A 17,070-nucleotide genomic window follows, 5' to 3' on the forward strand; every position below is an offset into this window, starting at 1 on the left:
CCAGCGGATGCCGAGGCCGCATGATGCCAACACAAACGCCCCGAGCACACCTGCGATTTCGCTCCGAACTGGACTGGCGGCCACGGATCCGCCAGCGATTGCGAACATCGTTCTCTCAACTCGTCAAGGTCATATCGAAGCCGCCCACACGCTGGCTCAACGGCTGGGTCTACCTCGCCACGGACCCGGACCCGGCGCATCTGGACTACTGGGCCGCCCCCTCGAAGACCAAAGTTGGCGGCAACCCTCAGGCGGTTGTGTACACGTGGCTCCAGCGTGACACCCAGGCTGAGTTCATCGCCGCAGATCCGGAAATCTGCGTGCCGTGGCTCGAAGACGTCACGTCCACGCTCGACCAGCTCTCCGCGGATGATCGGCACAGGCTTGCGCAGATCATCCGCGAGGTAGCCGGCCGGGAGTCCGATGCTCAGAGACAGGCGGCACTCCTCGAAACGCCGGACCATCTCGGGCTCGAAGGTTCGGATGATGAATGAGTGAGCCCTTTCAGCGTTGCCGCTCCACGACCCAGCGGTGACGGCCCAGGTGGCTGAGAAAGTCCTTGAGGGCATGGCCGAATGGCAGAACCGTCCCGGGTTGAGGGCATACTCAAAGTTCGCGCGCCGGCCTGGAGGGAATGCCTGCATCCAGGCGTTCGGACTGTTTCACTGGGTGTCCGGGTGGGAGAGGCGCAGGTGATGAGAACACGGTGGGGTCGGCGTCGGCTCGATCGCCGGCTCGGGGAGCACTGGGAGCAGGTAACAGGCTACAAAGACTGGGGCGATGACTCTGTCGGCCGGGCGCTGGAGGATCTGGGGCTCAGTCGCTCGGATTCCCTCGACGCCCGCCGTCTGGCGGCTGTCCCCCCGGGCGTCGAACTGGACATGGCCGAGGTCAAGGAAGCCTGGGTCGATGTGGACTCCGGACCGAATCGCCATCCCCACCGCGCCTTGTTCCTGCTCGAGGACTTCGAGCGCGTGGGTCTCGTACGCGCCGTCAAGGCCGACGACGGCAGGTGGCGACTGACCGTCCCAGAAGCCCTGCACGAGCGCCTGAAGTCGCGCTGGTCGGCGGACGAGGCGGCCGACTGGCACGGACGACTCTTGGACAACGCCCTCGCACTGCTGAAACCCGGCGACCCTTGGTCGGCCCTGCCTGCCGGCGCCGGGTACTGGTGGCGGCATCTGGTGTGGCACATGCAGCACTGCGACCCGACTCAGGCCGCCAGACTCGTGACACTTCCAGGCTGGCAGATCGCCAAGATCCAGCGGCTCGGAGCACAGAGCCTGCTGGCCGATCTTGCCCTGGTCGACTCCCCGGAGTCCAGGGCCACCGCTTCGGTGATCGACGAGGTCATGAGCGGGGCGGAGCATGGCTCCCGGCTGGATCCGGGGAGGCAGGCCGAACTGCTGCAGGCCCTGGGCCATATGCCGCTTCCGCGAGCGCACGCGGACCACCACGGAGATGCGGAGCAGCCCTCCGTCGCCGGGCAGTTCGCGGTCCAGACGCAGTCGGCGGTCCGTGCCGTGCTGCAGTTGCCTCGGTTCACCTTCGACTTCGCTCTGGCACCGGACGCCACATGGCTGGTGGCGGTCGGAAACGACCGGCTCGTCCACGTGTACGACCTGGAATCCCAGGCGCTGCGACGGGCGATCCGAGGCCCGTCCGACATGCTCCGGCACTGCGCCGTCGCTCCGGACGGCAGTTTCATCATGACCAAGACGGTGGGCCAAAAAGCCCAGGCCTGGGACGCTGTCAGCGGCGAGGAAATAGTCCCCTTCAAGGTCGGCGCCGTGGGTGAGTCCGTGTACGGTCCGGACGGCATGTGGGTTGCCTACAACACCTCAACCGGCAGCTTCGTCCACCCGCTCACCAACGAACGCGTGGGAACGAAGCCCACGTCGCAGGGGATGTCACAACTGGCGCTCGCCGCCGACGGAGCAACCCTGGCCGCCTGCGGCCGCAGGGGTCAGATCCTGCTCTGGGACCCGCGTTCCGGGCGACTGCTCACGGAGCTGCCCGATCAGCCGCACGAGATCTACCGGCTCGGTCTGGCTCCCGACGGCTCGTGGATCGCGATCGGCGACCTGTACCGACTCCGGGTCCTGGAACTGCCCGGCTTTCGTGAGCGCTTCACACTGGAGCAGACACGTACACGTTTCGCCACCACCGAGGACTGGCTGGCCGTGCCTGACGCCCGACGCGTGCAGATCCGGTCGACCCGCACCGGCGAACTCCTGAACACCCTCGAGGCCCACACGGACGTCGTACTCGACTGCCGCATGTCACCCGACCGAACACACCTGATGACCAAGGACCGTGGCGACACACTTATCGTGTGGGACGCGGCCACCATCGTCCGGTGACGCCACGCCCGCCACACTCCCGGGAAACGCACGCAGGCAATTGCAGAAGGTTGCGGAGCCGCTGTGACAAATCCACTAAGGATCACTGCATGATCGATGCGTCGAGCTGTTGGCTTAGTGATCGTTGCAGGATTTCTGGTTGTTGTGATGTGTCGACCTGAGCTGCGGTTTCGGCAGAGGTTGAGGAGCCAGAGAGGCTTCTGAAGTGCGAGTTCAGTGATCGCTTCGGAATGTGGGGATCGTCGCAGGATTTCCTATGGCCGGGCACCAGCAGGGTGCGCGGGATGAACGTATGCGTTGAAGCCTCGTTCGATGCGGCTGCACCGGACAGTCCTGGGGCAGCGCTGGTCCGGTGGTTCCCTACCGCCCGCACCGGGCTGTACCGCGGCTTGGTGGAGGCGGAGGCCGGGAGCGGGGGAGGGGTCGACTCCGAGGTCGCATATCGTCCCGGACATCGACGACTTGGTGCGCCGCTTCCCTCGCATCGGGAAGGCGTGGCCGCAGTTCGAGGAGGAGCTCGCCGCGTTTCCTTGGGGTGCCCAACTCGCCGAACCGTAGGGGTGTGCATGGGTGATAGCCAGGTCACGATCAAGCTCACGAGTGACGAGGTACTGGTGCTGTCGCACTGGCTGGAGAAGCTCCAGATGACGGACCTGAACCAGGTTGTGGACGATCCGGCGGTCTGGGCACCGATCCATAGGATCGCTGGCGCCCGTGGCGGTCTTCGCCTGATGAGCTGGGGCTGTGTCATGGGTTCCCTGGAAGCTATGATCCGCTGCCGACCTGCCGCGTCCGGCGTGTCCAGGCGGGTCTTTCGAGGGGATCATGTGATCAAGCGAGTACGCGAGGTTGCCGGGACCGTCCTGGTGGCAGCTGTCGCTGTTTCCGGGTGCGGCGGCGCAGAGTCTGAGGGAGCGAAATCCTCCTCGGAGCCCACGTCGACGGCAAGCCCTGGCAGCACGGCCAGCACACCCAGCGCTCAGGTCGTCGGAGGCGAGGCTGACCCTTCACTCGATGGCCATTGGCTCTACCCCGCCTGGGATAACGGCGGAAGCGCCGTCATCCTCCTTGTCGACGGCCAACAAGTCGAACTGAACGGCAAACATCACTGTCGAGGCAAAGCGTCCAAAGAGGCTGGACTGTACGTCATCAGACTTAAGTGTGATGACGGCAATACCGACCGGACAGTAGGGCGGGTGTATGGGCTGTCAAGGAAGTCCATGACCGTCGATTGGGAAGGGTTCGGAGCGGACGCCTACTTTCAGCACAAGCCCGCGGCCAGCAAGGCGCGCACGGACGCGTAGGGCCACCAGCCTGTGGTCGAAGACGGTGAGGGGGTTGGTTGGCTCCGAGACTTTGGGCGGGAGCTGCCGCTGGAGGAGTGATCATGACCCGCAAGGCCTCGACGGCGACACGGTCAGGCTCGGTGCCTGGTTCGCCAAGGCCCGCACCAAACACCGCGACGGCCGGCTCCCCGAGGCTCACGCCCGCCTGGTCGCCCATGCTCCTCGACGACGACTGGGCGACCGAGGGCGTCGTCGCGGCCGCGGGCGGCGGGGGCGCACGCCCACCGCGACTGAGCCCAACGCGACGCCGCTGCTCAGGCCTCGTTTTAGGAGACGTACCGGCAACGCGGTCAGCGCCCAGTTCGCTCGCCTATGGGGAGGCTGTTGTCACCGCGGCTTGAGGCGGTCAGTGGGGAGTGAGGCAGGCTTCGAGGGCAGCTCGCTGTTGCGGCGGCAGATGGTCGCCGAGGGGGACTTTGCGGGGGCTGTGATCGCCCTCGCAGAGCCAGCAGTGACCGCCGGCCTGACCACCGACTGGCACTCCGGCCCAGCCGAATGAGCTGTCAACCGGATCAAAATGTTCAAACGGCAGATGCTCGGCCGCCCCGGATTCCTCCCCCTCCGGAAGCGTGTGCTCCTCGCGTAACGCTTCGCAGCCAGCTTGTGGAGCGAGTATCCGACCCCAATGAGGCTTCCAGCTCCTGTTGCAGCTGTTTCAACATTGCGGCGTCTGGGTCGGACTCATAGTTCTCGAGCCCCACAATGTCGAGATCGCGCCGCAGAAACGCGAGCGCCAGATTGCGCCAGGTGTAGAGGTCGTCAGGCCGTCGGCCCCCGCTCTTGGCCCATCTGCGGCAGCGCTGACGCAGTCCCAGAAGCGCACCCCGGGTGGCCGCATCGGCGCACATGCCGCCCGTGGAGTACAACCAATCGTTCAGCTCGGCCGCGACCCTGGCGGCAACCTGCGGCGTCACAGGGTCGGCACCGCCATGCGACAAACGCTGGAGAACGGCGAAGGCATCAGGGTAGGACGACAGGCGTGCCTTGTGGTTCTCCAGCGCCCAGGCCACCTTGAGGTCCGTTAGCCACCTCCGGCGTTCGCGGCGAATCTGCACCAGAGTCAGCAGCCCGCTGGCACCAGCCACCAGCAGCGCTACCAGGCCAGAGATTAACGCCGTCACCACCTGATCGTTCATCGTGCCTGCCCCCGGACTTGTACGGCTAGAGGGTCACAGCTTGACCCAAGGTGTGCCCTGCCCAAGGACTATCGTGAATATTCGGCGGCACTGGCTTCCGCCTCCTCCGCAAATGCCTTCTTGTGCGTGACGTTGCGTAGCCAAATCACGAAACTTGGCTCTGTCGCTGATTTGGGGGTGGGTGACGATCATGAGCAGGCGGGCATCACCTGTGCGTGGGGGATGTGGTTCGCCTCGCTGACCTCCTTCTTCAGGGGGCCGGAGTCGAGGTAGAAGAGGTTGTTCTTGGGGACGCTGAAGTCCGTCTTGCCGTGCGGTCCACGGTGGGGTCGGCCGCCTGCCCGGGATGTGGATGGAGATCCTCGCGAGTGCACTGCTACTACCAGCGGTGTCTGGCGGACCGTCCCGTTGCTGGCCGGAAGGTGCGACTGGACCTGCGGGCACGTCGTCTCGTGTGCGGCAACATCAGTTGCGGACGTCGAACCTTCGCCGAGCAGATCCCGGACCTGACGCGTCGACACGCACGCCGCACGAATGCCCTCACCGCTCAGCTCACCGACATCGCCCTGTTCCTGGGCGGACGTGCCGGCGCCAGTTTGTGCGAGCGCCTAGCCGTCACCACCGGCAAGGACACCCTGCTCCGCCTCCTTCGCGCACTGCCCCTCCCGCAGCCGGAGTCTGTCCCGTGCCTGGGTGTTGACGAGTTCGCCGTGCGCCGCGGCCGTACCTACGCAACGCTCCTCGTCGACATGGACACCCACCGCCCTGTCGACGTCCTCGCGGACCGCACCGCGCGCACCTTCGCCGCCTGGCTGCGCGAACACCCCGAGGTGAGGGTCGTCTGCCGCGACCGCGCCGGCTCCTTCCGCGATGGCGCCCAAGCCGGTGCACCGCAGGCCCGGCAAGTTGCCGATGCCTGGCACCTGCTGCACAACCTCGCAGAGGCCGTCGAGCGCATAGTCGGACGACACCGTGGCGACCTGCGAGAACCCCTCACCGTTCAGGCTGGCCAGAGCGACGTCCTTCCCACCACCCTGGGCGAACTCGACGTGCACGGACGGCAACGCCCGCTGGTCGCACGCACCCGCGAACGCCACCAGCAGATCCACGAACGCATCGAACGCGGCGACAGCCTGCGAGCCATCGCCCGCGAACTCCGCCTCAGCCGCGGCACTGTCCTGCGCTTCGCCCAGGCCGCCGATGTCGAGCAGTTACTCGTCGCGGCAACCCATCGCCCAAGCATGATCGACGACTATCGGCTCTATCTGCATCACCGCTGGATGGAGGGCTGCACCAACGCCGCCGCACTCACCCGGGAGATCCAGCAGTTGGGCTACCGCGGCGACATCAACACCGTCCGCCGCCACCTGCGGCCCTACCGAACCGGGGCAATCCCGCCGGATGCTCCGCTGCCCCATCTGACCGTCCGCCGGGTCACCAACTGGATCATGCGCCGGCCCGAACACCTCACCGACACCGAGCGCAAGTGCCTCGACGAACTGTGCGAACGCAGCCCCGCACTGGCCACAACTACCGAATACGCCCGGCGCCTGGCAGAGATGGTGCGCGAGCGCCGCAGCGAGCACCTGGTTCTCGACGTCTGGCTCGCCGACGTCCGCCTCGACGGACAACGAGAACTCCGCACTCTGGCCGCCGGCATACGCCGCGACCACGCAGCAGTACTCGCTGCCCTGACCACCACCTTTACCTCGGGAGCAGTCGAGGGCAACGTCACCAGAATCAAGCTGCTGAAGAGACAGATGTACGGACGGGCCAACTTCGACCTCCTGCGACGTCGCATTCTCCTGTCTCCTTGATCACCCGACCCCACCCCCAAACCAGCGACAGAGCCACTTCGTGTGGTGCGGTCACACGCTGTTCTCTCTCAGGTCGTCTGCTGGGATGATCGCCTCATGCTTCTTCAAGCTTGGGGGGGGGGTGGGCCTGTCATGAGCGAGTGGTCGCCGGAGGTGCTGGAGGTTCTGGAGGCTTCTGGATGGACGGCGGGCAGGCGGGTCGACACGGCCGGCTGGCGGTCCCGGTTCGAAGCGGTCGGCCTCGTCATGCACGACGCTGCGGGGAGGTTTCTCCAGGAGTTCGGAGGGCTGACCGTGAGCATCGGCGGCCCGGGAATCAACCGTGCCCGGGAACCGTTCGAGCTGGACCCGGAGCTGGCTTGGGGAGAGGATGACCGGTTCTCCGAGTGGAGCGACTCCTTGGGGAGACGTCTCTTCCCGCTCGGCGAGCTCGATCACGGCCGATTCTTTCTCGGTATCGATGAGGACAGTGAGATCTACCTTGTCGAGACCTGGGTCGCCAGCTTCGGGTCAATGCCGCACGCCCTCGAAAATCTGATCCTCGGAGTGATGCCACGCAGGATCGATGACGATCACAGACAGTCGGATCAGGCCCGCTGACTTACAAAGCAACTCTGACCAGCACCTTGACGGCCCGCCGCTCGGTGCGAAGCCCAGGGAAAGGCGCCTACGCCCGGGGCGGGCGCAGGCTCGTCGACTGCTGGAGACCGCGAGTGACGAGTTCGTGCGGTTGGCGGTGAAGGCGTCCACGATGGGCCTGGCCGGGCTGGCGGTCTACTGGTTCGAGCGCCGGTGATCCGGGCCGCCTGGGAGTGCCCGAGGTGCTCCCAGGCGGCCCCCCTTGCCCGGTCTACGAGATGGGATACGTCGCCGGCGACGAGGTCGACATCTCCGCGCTCGCCGTGGGCGATGTCTTCGTGAAGTTCAACTACGTCCGCGACGAGCCCCTGTTCGGGATTCCCGTGCGCCCACTCCTGGCCAGAAGTACGAGGCAGCCGAGGCGGCCCTACGCAGCCTCAAGGACGCCGCCACCTTCCGCTGCTCACTAGCCGATGCGGCGCCCGTACGCCGACGCCGCGCGGCCCGGCCGGGCGCTCGGCTGGGGGGCTGTGGGGCGCGCGGTGTGGACGATGGCGCCCTGGTTGGCCTCCGGGATCATAAGGTGGCACATGTTCTCCGCGATAGCCCTGGCTTCGTCGGAGGTAGGGGCCTTGTCCTTGTACGCCTGGTGAAGCTTCCCCACGGCGGCATGCACAGGCCGGCCGAAGCCGAAGAGCTCCGGGATCGGAGGCGAGAAACCGTTCACGACGCTCAGCTTGTAAGCATGCGGACATCGCATGAAGGTGTGGATCTCTACCCGCACCCCACACGGAAGGCGGCCGTTAAATGGCGAGCACACATACCCCGACGCATCCTCGGTGGGGGAACCGAGAGAGGAGGATGATCATGGGTGATCAGAAGTATGAAGAGCTTCCGGTTGACCGAGTGGTCACGGTAGAGGAGGCAGTCGATTTCAAGAAGAGGACTGCAAGCCGCGTCACAGCCAAGGAGTGGCGCTTTCAAGGAAACCTCGGAAGTGGGACTCACTGCACGACGGTGGCGAACCAGACTCCGCCGCAAGGGGCGGGCGAAGTAGTGATCGCCATGGACAATGGCGCATTCACCATGTGGCTCTACTACTAGCAACTCCGGGTTCAGTGGGCGTCAGCCGTGCGGTAACGAGCTGCGTTAGTGATCGGGGCCTTGTCCACCAGCCGCATGCCTGTGGCGCTGAACGGGGGTCACCGTGGGGCAAGCCAGCGTACGCGGGCGGATGCCTTAGTCACTTGGCGAGCAGGACGCGCTTGCGGAGGAGCTCGAATCCTGCGCGACCGAACATCTGGCGCTTGAGCATCTTGATTCGGTTGACATGGCCCTCGACGACACCGGAGTTCCACGGTTGGGAGAGTCCAGCGACGACGGCGTCAAGGTCGCGTTCGAGGTGGTGGGCGAACCGGCTGAGACTGGGTAAGCCGGTAGCAGCTCTGGCTGATTCGATCCACTCTGGCAGTTGGTCGCCTTGCAGGTCGGTGACCATGTGGGCGAAGGCCCGAACGTGCTTGGCGAGGACGTCCAGCTCGGGGCAGTTGGCCAGCACGGCCTTGAGCTGGATCCGGTGGCTCTCGACCAGGGCGTCCGGGTGGGTCAGGAGCCAGCGGGTCACGGCGCGGGCCGACGGCGGCCGGGGTCCGACCGGCTGGGGTTTGCCGCGCAGAGTCCTGCTCACGTAGTTGCGGACGTTGCCGTAGCCGTCCGGGTAGCCCTGCTCTCTGATCTCCTCCCACAGCTTCCAGGCGTTGGTGCAGCCTTCCTGCCGGCGCAGGTCGAGGTAGGGCTTGTAGGCGTCGAGCTTGGTCGCGCGGCTTTGCCACTGGCCGGTGAACAGCTCATCCGGTGTGGCGGCCCGGGAGAAGCGCAGGATCGTGTTGAGGGTCATGCCGAGCTGCCGGGCGACGGACCGCTTGCTGTGGCCTGTCTTCAAGAGCGCGTGGATGGTGGCGTGCTTTGCTCGGGTGCGTTCGGCGAACCGGTGGCCCGTCGGCCAGGGCGATGACGCGGCCGACTCTGCTTCCGCCTGCTCTGGTGGTTCATCAGGCAGTGCTGGTGCGGGGTGCAGGCAACTGCGGTGTCGGTAGACGCACTTCTCGGCGGCTTCGCCCAGGTTGTGCCAGAGGTGCCACCGGTCCGCGATCTGTATGGCTTGTGGGGCGCCGCGGGTCGCGCCTTCGGCGAAGAAGGGGGCTCGGTCGCGGCAGACGATCTCGATGCCGGGCCGCTTGGCGAGCCAGGCCGCCAGCGTGTCCGCCTCCCGGTCCGGCAGGAGATCGATCGGGCGACGTGTCTCGACGTCGACGAGCACAGTTCCGTAGATGCGGCCCTTGCGCTGGGCGTACTCGTCCACGCCGACCACGCGGGGCGCCGGGACCGGAGGATCGGGCAGCGAGGCGATCAGCCTCAGCAGGGTATTCCGGCTGACCGGAGCCCCGAAGACGTCCGTCATGCGAGCCCCGGCCCGGCCCGCGAGCGCGAGGCCGACCGAGATGAGCGTCGATCGCAGCCGTTCCGTCCGCCGGCCGAACCGGCGGGTGAGCCCCGGTACCTGCTCGGCGAAAGTCTTGCGCGAACAGGAGCCCTCCGCGCAGACGAACCGGCGCACCCTCAATGCCACCACGACGGACCTGCCCGCCGTCGGTAGATCGTGAGGAAACCGCAGATAGGAGCCGTGTATTCGCCCCGACAAGTACCCGCAGCCAGGGCAGGTCGCCTGCCGAGCAGTGCTCAGGGCCTCGATCCGGACGACCATGTCGGTTGCCTCGACCGACTCCACCAACACGTTCTCCAGCGAGGAGAACAGCAACTCATCCAGTTCCGGCCGTACTTCGTTCACGGCGCAGCACTGTCGACCACACCGCACACCGACCGGGCGATTTTCGGGCTATCTCAGCCAGCCTCACGAGGAGATCGACAGTCACGCTGCGTACACGGCCACATGAAGTGGACCAGAGCCCCAGCCTCGGATGCGAATGTTCATGAGTTACGGCAGCACCGGGCTGCCGATCATTTGCAGCAGTCGCACCCGGGACGGCAGCCGCAGGCGTCGGCTCCAGCCGCTGGTATCGGCGCCACTGCGGCCGGCGTCGCGCAACAGCCCTTGCCCTGCCAGGCGTCGCGGCCTTCCTTCACGGCGATGGCGGCGATGACGAGGGCGGCGATGGGGTCGGCCCAGGACCAGCCGAGGGTGGCGTTGAGGACCAGGCCGACCAGGAGGACGGCGGAGAGGTAGGTGCACAGGAGTGTCTGCTTGGAGTCGGCGACCGCGCTGGCGGAGCCGAGTTCGCGGCCGGCCTTGCGCTGGGCGGCGGAGAGGAACGGCATCACGGCCAGGGACAGCGCGGCGATGACGATGCCGGGGATGGAGCGTTCGGCCTCCCCAGTGCCGGTCAGCGCCCGGACCGCGTCGACGCTGACGTACGCGGCGAGCACGAAGAAGGAGACGGCGATGATCCGCAGGGTGGTCTTCTCCCGCGCCTCGCGCACGGCGTGCTCGCGAGCGGAGAACTGCCAGGCGACCGCGGCGGCGGAGGACACCTCGATGACGGAGTCCAGGCCGAAGCCGATCAACGCGGTGGAGGAGGCGATCGTCCCGGCGGTGATCGCGACGATCGCCTCAATGACGTTGTAGGTGATGGTGGCCGCGACCAGCAGTCGTATGCGCTTCGCCAACGCGTCGCGGCGGCCTGGGGACGGGCCTATGCCGATGGATATCTCCGTGGTCATCTCAGCAGCAGCCCTTCGTCTCCGCGTCCGGGCAAGTCTTGTCCGCCTCGACGGCCACCACGGCGGTGCGCAGGTCGTCCAGCGCGTGCCCGAGGCGCTCGTCGGCGAGCTCGTAGCGGGTACGCCGGCCGATCGGCACCGCGACGACCAGGCCGCAGTCGCGCAGACACGCCAGGTGGTTCGACAGCCGGGTCCGGGAGATCTCCAGGGCGTCGGCGAGGTCGGCGGGATGAGCCGGAGCCTCGCGCAGGGCGAGAAGGATCCGGCAGCGGATCGGGTCGGCGAGGGCGCGGCCAAACCGCGCCAGCACCTCGATGTCAGCAGCGAGAGTCAGCACACCAACGAAAGTACACGACATGCTGAATCCATAGAATCATGAACCATTGATCACCGGCGCAAAGGCGCCATGCGGGTGCTGCTCGTTCTCGTGTCCAACCAGAAACGGATGCTGCTCACGCCGGTGTACATCTGCCGTCGCTACTCGCGTACAAAGCCAGAGCGGCCGAGGTGATAGGGGCAGCGCGAGCAGGCAATAGGGGAAAGGGCCAGCTCGCGTCCGGGTCAGGAGACACGCAGCAGGGTGGTGGCGGGGCGGATCGCGTCGGGCCCGAACTTGGCGCGGATGCGGTCGCTGACTTGTTCGGCGACGAGGCGGGCTTCGCGCGCCTCGTCGAGGCTGATCTGCTCGGCGACCTGGTCGGCGCCGATCAGGTCTTCGCCTTTCAGGGTGATCCCGGTGATCCTCCCGCGCTGAAGTCCTGCCGCGTCGATCAGCCGGTACGCCATCGATCGGAGGTCGTCATCGTGGGCCGAGGCCTCCGGGAGACGACGGGTCTTCTCCCAGGTCGTACCTCCGGCGAAGCGCAGGATCAGGGTCATGCCCCGGGCCGCCTGGTCCCGGCGGCGCAGCTGGAGGGCGAGTGTGACGACCGCGTCGAGCAGGGCCGCGCGGACCGGGGCGCCGTCCAGGGCGTGCCGGGGGAAAGCCCGGTGGACGCTCGCGGTGGCCGGCAAGGTGCGCGGGACGACGGGGCGGGGGTCGATGCCGCGGGCTCGGTCGGCGGCCTGACGCCCCGCTCGGCCGCCCAGGAGGCGCTGGGCGGTGGCGGGCGGGACCGTGGCCAGCAGCCCTACGCAGTGCACACCGAAATCCCGGAGGGTCTGACCCTGGCGAGGGCCGATGCCGTGGAGTGCCTCGATGGGCAGTGGCCCGAGGAAGTCCGCGACCCCGCCGGGCGCGATGGCGAGAACCCCGCCCGGCCCGGTGATCTGATCGGAGGCGGTGGCCGCAACGGTGATGGACGGGCCGATCCCGACGCGGATGTCGATGCCCAGCCTGGAAATCGTCCGCACGCGCAGAACTTCTCCGAGCCTGCCGGCGTCCACACCGTGGTAGCGCAACGCGCCCTTGAGCTCGGCCAGGGCCGCCGTCGGGGGCAGCGCCTGGACGACCGGCGATAGCTCCGCCATCTGCTCCAGCACCTGCCGGTAGGCGTCCTCCGGCAGCCAGTCCGGGCAGCGCACATGCATCACGCTCGACACCTGCCGTGCCTCAGTACCTGTCTCCACAGCACCCACCTCCTCCACCCACGTTATCGAACTAGAATTCGAACACGCGAGATGACAGGCAGGGTCACCTGGGGGACTAGAATCGCAAGCATGTTCGATGACCTGCCGCCCGACCTGGCACGCCTGCTCACTCTGCGGGTGTGGCACGCCATGTGGCTGCAGCGCATCGACGCCAAGATCGTCGCCCTCCAGGAGCGGGAAGCCGAACAGGAACAGGGCCGCAAGAACCGGCCTGCCGAACCTGACTGGGTCGTCGAACTCGGTATCGGCACCGGGCGCCCGCCCGTCGAGGTCCATGTCGGCGGCTGCTACGCCGCAGGAAAACGCCGACGCCCCGTCCCGCGCGACGAAGCGCGCCGACTCCTCACCTCGGGCGTACGCGCCTGCGGTCACTGCCAGCCGGACACCGCACTGGAGATCATCGACTTATCCGCCGGCCTGGCCTGCCGCGCCGCGCTGACCGACGCTCTGCATTTCACGCATTTATGCTGAACTCGTGATGATTTACTCATCAATAAATCGGAACAGGACCTTCTGATGACCAGCGCTCTCCTGCCGCCGATCAGTGAACCGGACCCCTCCACCTTCACCTGCTCCGGCAGCCTGGTGGGCCCGTGCTCCGGCTGTCAGCGGAAGACACACAAATACGGCAGCGGCGGCCTGCCGCTGTGCCAGTGGTGCATGGCCCCCGCCCAAGACGGCTGGGGCTCCACCGTCCGCTTCACCAGCACCCGCCCAATTGGTGCCTGACGCGACACGGTCCGCCCCACTATTGGCCAACACGGACACCCCGCATACGGGTGCGGTCAGGGCCCGTGGCTAACGCTTGGGGACAGCCAGGACGGCCACGGCCTTCACGACCCGGCCGGTCGGCATTCGCCGAAGAGGCCAGGGGTCGGCGTCGGACCGGTTACCGGACCTGTTCGTAGGTGACAGTGGCGGTCGGACAGGTCTCGGCAAGGCGGGCCAGCGCGTCCCGCTCGGCGGTGTCCGCCGTCAACTGCCAGCGGAGCTTGTCCGCCACCCAGTCCGCGACGTACTTGCACTGGTCCGCCGGCACGGGCAGCCAAGCCGCCGGGTCCTTGTCCGCCTTGGAGCGGTTGGAGCTGCCGGAGACCGCGATCAGACTGTTCGGCGCGCCTTGGTCGTTGGCGTACGCCTCACGCCGCGCCGCTATCCAGAGCGCTGCACCGACTGGCGGGGAGCGTCATTCCGAGAGCGCGGTATTCGGGGCGGCCGGAGTGTGCGGTCTACAGAAGCGACGGCGCCTTGCAGGGCGGCAGAAGGCCCCCGGCGCGGGCGCCGGGGGCCTTCCATGGCAGCGACCAGGTCGCTGCGCCGACCGGGCAGCGTCTCGGCCGGTCCGGTTTCTGCTGTCGGACCCGGCCGGGGAGCGGTCACGCCGCCCGGTCTGGGAGGTCCGTTGCGGGGTAGGCCTGCCACCGGCCCGCAACGGAGAGGTCAGTGGTTCAGGCCTTGTTGTCCCCGGTCGGGTGTGAGGGCCAGTCGACCAGGGTGGATGCGAACCAGGTCCAGTTGCGGCGGTGCCATGCCGTGGACTGGACGGCCAGGCGGCCGCGGTAGTCGTCCCATTTTCCGGTGCCGGAGGGCGACCAGGCGCGTTCGGCGATTCCGGCGAGGCGGGGCAGGAGCAGGAATTCGAGATCTGTGCCCGAGGTGACGGTCTCGCACCAGATTGCGGCCTCGACACCGGCAGCCAGGGCCTCGCCGTCGGTGGCGGCGTTGGCGAGTGCGCTGTCGGGGTCCCAGTCGTAGATCTGCTCGATGGTCTTGGGCGGGTAGACGGGCAGACCCACCCGGGCCCGCCGGACCTCGCCGTCGGCGTCCGCGCACGGTTCCGCGTACGGCCGGTCGAGGTAGAGGTGGGAGGTGGGCGAGAGCAGGACGTTCGCGCCCTTGGCGGCGGCGAGGTCGATGTCGTGTTCGGCCTTGGCCATAGTCTCGGCGACGATTGCGGCCATCTCCGCGGGGATCATCTGGGCCAGGACACCGGAGTCCAGGGCCTCGCGCATCTCGGCTGCGTCGATCCAGTACTGCACGACTTCTTCGGGGCCGACGGCGGAGCGCGCGGTCTCCTGCCAGCCGACCACGTGACGGCCGAGGGACCGGGCGATGACCCTGGCTCGGTCGAGGAAAGCGGCATGCGCCTCGTCCGGCATGCCGAACGCCTCGTCCCCGCCGAGGTGGAGATAGGCAGAGTCGGGGAAGAGCCGGGCCACGTCCGTGAGGACGTCCTCCACGAACCGCCAGGTGATCTCGCGGTGGGGGGCGAGGTTGCCGACCGGGACCGGCCCGGGCACGACTTCGCCGGTGTCGGGGGCGAGTTCGGGATAGGAGCGGAACACCGCCTGGCAGTGACCGGGCATGTCGATCTCCGGCACCACGGTGATGTGCCGCTGCCGTGCGTGGGTGACGATGTGGTCGATGTCCTCGGCTGTGTACCAGCCGCCGGGCCGGTCGCCCAGCGCGTCGGCGCCGCCGACCTCGGTGAGGGCGGGCCAGTTGGTGATGGGGACGCGCCAGCCCTGGTCGTCGGTCAGGTGCAGGTGCAGCACGTTGAGCTTGTGCAGGCTGAGGATGTCCAGGACACGCAGCACCTGGTCGGCGTCGTGGAAGGTGCGTGCCACGTCCAGGGACAGACCGCGCCAGGCGTAGCGGGGCGTGTCCAGGACACGCAACGGCAGCAGTTCGGCGGTGCCGTCGGGGCGCAGGCCGGCGGTCAGCAGCTGCCTGAGGCTGGTCAGGCCGCGGTGTACGCCCTCGGGCGTGGTGGCCCAGACCCGGGCGTGGGTGTCGCTGGCTTCCAGTCCGTAGCGCTCCGCGGTCGGGTCACCGTTGTCGGCTCGCACGCCGCCGGGCTCGGGGAGTGCGGCCAACTGCTCCGCCGCCGGCCCTGAGGTGATGAGCTCCACCCGGATCGTCGCGCCGGTGTGTGGTTCCGGGCCGGTGCCGTTCAGGTCCAGAGCGAGCTGCAGACCTGTGTCGCGGGCCACGTCGTCGACGAAAACCCGTAGGACGTCTGCGAGTTCGGAACCGCCGACGACGGCTGCGCCCGGTGCAATGGAAAGGCTGTCGCCTACGCAGGTGGTCGTGTGCAGCGGTGCGGGGATGATGGGGTGGGTCATGGGATGCCTACTTGACGGATCTGATCGGGATGATGGCCAGGGCGCCGGCGACCGCGAGGAGCAGGGCGACGGGGAACAGCGCCGGGTAGCCGGCCAGGGTGACGATGGCGCCGCCGAGGAAGGGGCCGATGGTCTGCGGCAGGGTGGCGGCGATGTTGAGGACGCCGAGGTCCTTGGCGTAGGAGGACTCGCCGGGCAGCACTTCGGACATCAGTGCGGCGTCGACGGCCGAGTACATGCCGAACCCGAGTCCGGCGATCACCGTGTAGACGATCATGCCGGTCACGGTGGGCAGGAAGAAGGGCACGGCCATGCCGATTCCCATGACAACCGAGGAGGCGATGACGAACGGCTTGCGCCGTCCGATGCGGTCCGAGAGCGGGCCGGAGAAGGAGGTGGTGAGCACCAGCGCGACGAGGTTGATCCCGCCGAGGAGGGGCACCAGGTCCACGGCGTCGTCCTTCAGGCCGACGTAGTCCTGCAGGATGAACAGCTGGTAGCCGGTGACCACGAAGTAGCCGGTGAACAGCGCGAGCCGGGCCAGGAATCCCCAGAAGAAGTCGGGATGGCGGCGCGGGCTCACCCAGAACGTCCGCAGAAAGACCTTCAGGTCGAACGGCTCATTGACCTGCTCGGTGCTCGGGGTGTCCGGGCACACCAGGACGAAGGCCACGACCGCGACGATCAGGACGGCGGACAAGGCGGCATAGGCGAGCTGGCCCGTTCCGGACAGCGCCGCGCCTGCCGCCTGGCCGCTGACGATGCCGATCATCATGCCGACACCAGAGATGGTGGCGAAGCTGCCGCGACGCGCGGCGGGCACCCGGTCGGGCAGCAGTGCGGTGACCGGGCTGATGACGAAGTTGAGCACGATCTGGACCACGACCCAGGCCACGATCAGCTGGGGCACGTTCTTGGCGATGCCCATGACGGCCAGGCTCAGGGCCAAGGCGAGACTGCCCCCGGCGATCCAAGGGGTGCGTCGGCCGAAGCGGCTGCGGGTGCGGTCGGACAGGAGGCCGGCCACAGGGCTTGCGATCATCGCGGCGAAGGCGCCGATGCCGGTGATCAGTGCCAGGGCGGCGGCCTTGCCCGCCCGGTCGATCTCTTGGACCTGCAGCGGCAACAGGACGCCGGGGACTGCGCCGATGATCAGATAGATGGCGATGTTCAGCGGGACGATCATCCCGAACAGCCGGCGCACCGGCGGCGACGGCGACGGCGACACGGGCGTGTCGGCGACGGTCGCCACAGGGGGGTGAGTAGTCATGGCCGCTCCATTGCGATGCCTTATCTAACAACTGTCAGATACGATGGCGGGAACTGTAGGCCAGCTCGATCCGGTTGGCAATGGAGTAGACCACTCGCTTCGAGCG

17 protein-coding genes are annotated in these 17,070 nt (G+C 67.5%); 8 read left to right on the forward strand and 9 right to left on the reverse strand.

From position 1 onward, the window contains the following. Positions 1-20 precede the first annotated feature (20 nt). From ACFRIC_RS41110 to ACFRIC_RS41120, 3 genes are all read left to right on the forward strand, one after another. Entirely contained in the window at positions 21-494 is a 474-nt protein-coding gene (locus ACFRIC_RS41110) for a hypothetical protein (protein WP_382797086.1), read from the forward strand. A gap of 81 nt (positions 495-575) precedes the next feature. Further along, positions 576-2,363: a WD40 repeat domain-containing protein gene (locus tag ACFRIC_RS41115; protein ID WP_382797088.1), complete on the forward strand. Its 1,788-nt coding sequence runs from the start codon at positions 576-578 to the stop codon at positions 2,361-2,363. A gap of 566 nt (positions 2,364-2,929) precedes the next feature. Next, a complete protein-coding gene (locus tag ACFRIC_RS41120; protein WP_382797089.1) occupies positions 2,930-3,667 on the forward strand; it encodes a hypothetical protein in 738 nt (245 codons plus the stop codon). Between the two features lie 563 nt (positions 3,668-4,230). Here the strand turns inward: ACFRIC_RS41120 and ACFRIC_RS41125 are convergent. Next, complete coding sequence (locus tag ACFRIC_RS41125; RefSeq protein ID WP_382797091.1) at positions 4,231-4,845, reverse strand: hypothetical protein; 615 nt, start codon at positions 4,843-4,845, stop codon at positions 4,231-4,233. Between the two features lie 311 nt (positions 4,846-5,156). Here ACFRIC_RS41125 and ACFRIC_RS41130 point away from each other — a divergent pair, with 311 nt between their 5' ends. Next, on the forward strand, positions 5,157-6,662 hold the full coding sequence (locus tag ACFRIC_RS41130) for an ISL3 family transposase (protein WP_382797093.1): 1,506 nt from the start codon (positions 5,157-5,159) through the stop codon (positions 6,660-6,662). A gap of 132 nt (positions 6,663-6,794) precedes the next feature. Beyond that, entirely contained in the window at positions 6,795-7,262 is a 468-nt protein-coding gene (locus tag ACFRIC_RS41135; RefSeq protein WP_351867950.1) for an SUKH-3 domain-containing protein, read from the forward strand. A gap of 445 nt (positions 7,263-7,707) precedes the next feature. Here ACFRIC_RS41135 and ACFRIC_RS41140 read toward each other — a convergent pair whose 3' ends face one another. Then, positions 7,708-7,905 (reverse strand): hypothetical protein, encoded by a 198-nt coding sequence (locus ACFRIC_RS41140; RefSeq protein ID WP_382797095.1) that lies wholly within the window; start codon positions 7,903-7,905, stop codon positions 7,708-7,710. Between the two features lie 203 nt (positions 7,906-8,108). On the opposite strand from ACFRIC_RS41140, the gene ACFRIC_RS41145 reads away from it, so the two are divergent. Continuing rightward, a complete protein-coding gene (locus tag ACFRIC_RS41145) occupies positions 8,109-8,345 on the forward strand; it encodes a hypothetical protein (protein ID WP_382797096.1) in 237 nt (78 codons plus the stop codon). A 139-nt stretch (positions 8,346-8,484) separates the two neighbouring features. On the opposite strand, the gene ACFRIC_RS41150 is transcribed toward ACFRIC_RS41145, so the two are convergent. The 4 genes from ACFRIC_RS41150 to ACFRIC_RS41165 all read right to left on the reverse strand — a co-directional run bounded on the left by ACFRIC_RS41150 (position 8,485) and on the right by ACFRIC_RS41165 (position 12,509). Further along, a complete protein-coding gene (locus ACFRIC_RS41150; protein WP_382797097.1) occupies positions 8,485-10,089 on the reverse strand; it encodes an ISL3 family transposase in 1,605 nt (534 codons plus the stop codon). A gap of 170 nt (positions 10,090-10,259) precedes the next feature. After that, positions 10,260-10,979, reverse strand: coding sequence for a cation transporter (locus ACFRIC_RS41155; protein ID WP_382797099.1), 720 nt, complete (start codon positions 10,977-10,979; stop codon positions 10,260-10,262). Between the two features lies 1 nt (position 10,980). After that, positions 10,981-11,316 carry an ArsR/SmtB family transcription factor gene (locus ACFRIC_RS41160; protein WP_382797101.1) on the reverse strand — a complete coding sequence of 112 codons (336 nt, stop codon included), beginning with the start codon at positions 11,314-11,316 and terminating at the stop codon, positions 10,981-10,983. A gap of 224 nt (positions 11,317-11,540) precedes the next feature. Beyond that, positions 11,541-12,509, reverse strand: coding sequence for a hypothetical protein (locus ACFRIC_RS41165; protein ID WP_382797166.1), 969 nt, complete (start codon positions 12,507-12,509; stop codon positions 11,541-11,543). A 129-nt stretch (positions 12,510-12,638) separates the two neighbouring features. Between ACFRIC_RS41165 and ACFRIC_RS41170 the strand changes: the two genes are divergently transcribed. Together ACFRIC_RS41170 and ACFRIC_RS41175 are read left to right on the forward strand one after the other, a co-directional pair. Next, on the forward strand, positions 12,639-13,040 hold the full coding sequence (locus ACFRIC_RS41170; protein WP_382797103.1) for a DUF6233 domain-containing protein: 402 nt from the start codon (positions 12,639-12,641) through the stop codon (positions 13,038-13,040). A gap of 45 nt (positions 13,041-13,085) precedes the next feature. Further along, positions 13,086-13,298, forward strand: a complete 213-nt coding sequence (locus ACFRIC_RS41175; protein WP_382797104.1) for a hypothetical protein — start codon at positions 13,086-13,088, stop codon at positions 13,296-13,298. 160 nt (positions 13,299-13,458) lie between these two features. Here ACFRIC_RS41175 and ACFRIC_RS41180 read toward each other — a convergent pair whose 3' ends face one another. From ACFRIC_RS41180 to ACFRIC_RS41190, 3 genes are all read right to left on the reverse strand, one after another. Continuing rightward, positions 13,459-13,608 (reverse strand): hypothetical protein, encoded by a 150-nt coding sequence (locus ACFRIC_RS41180; protein WP_382797105.1) that lies wholly within the window; start codon positions 13,606-13,608, stop codon positions 13,459-13,461. Positions 13,609-14,017: 409 nt separating this feature from the next. Further along, positions 14,018-15,694, reverse strand: a complete 1,677-nt coding sequence (locus tag ACFRIC_RS41185; RefSeq protein ID WP_382797107.1) for a family 20 glycosylhydrolase — start codon at positions 15,692-15,694, stop codon at positions 14,018-14,020. A 7-nt stretch (positions 15,695-15,701) separates the two neighbouring features. Further along, complete coding sequence (locus tag ACFRIC_RS41190; RefSeq protein WP_382797109.1) at positions 15,702-16,964, reverse strand: MFS transporter; 1,263 nt, start codon at positions 16,962-16,964, stop codon at positions 15,702-15,704. Between the last annotated feature and the right edge of the window lie 106 nt (positions 16,965-17,070).

The sequence above is a fragment of the Streptomyces sp. NPDC056738 genome, assembly GCF_042790435.1.
Lineage (GTDB): Bacteria > Actinomycetota > Actinomycetes > Streptomycetales > Streptomycetaceae > Streptomyces.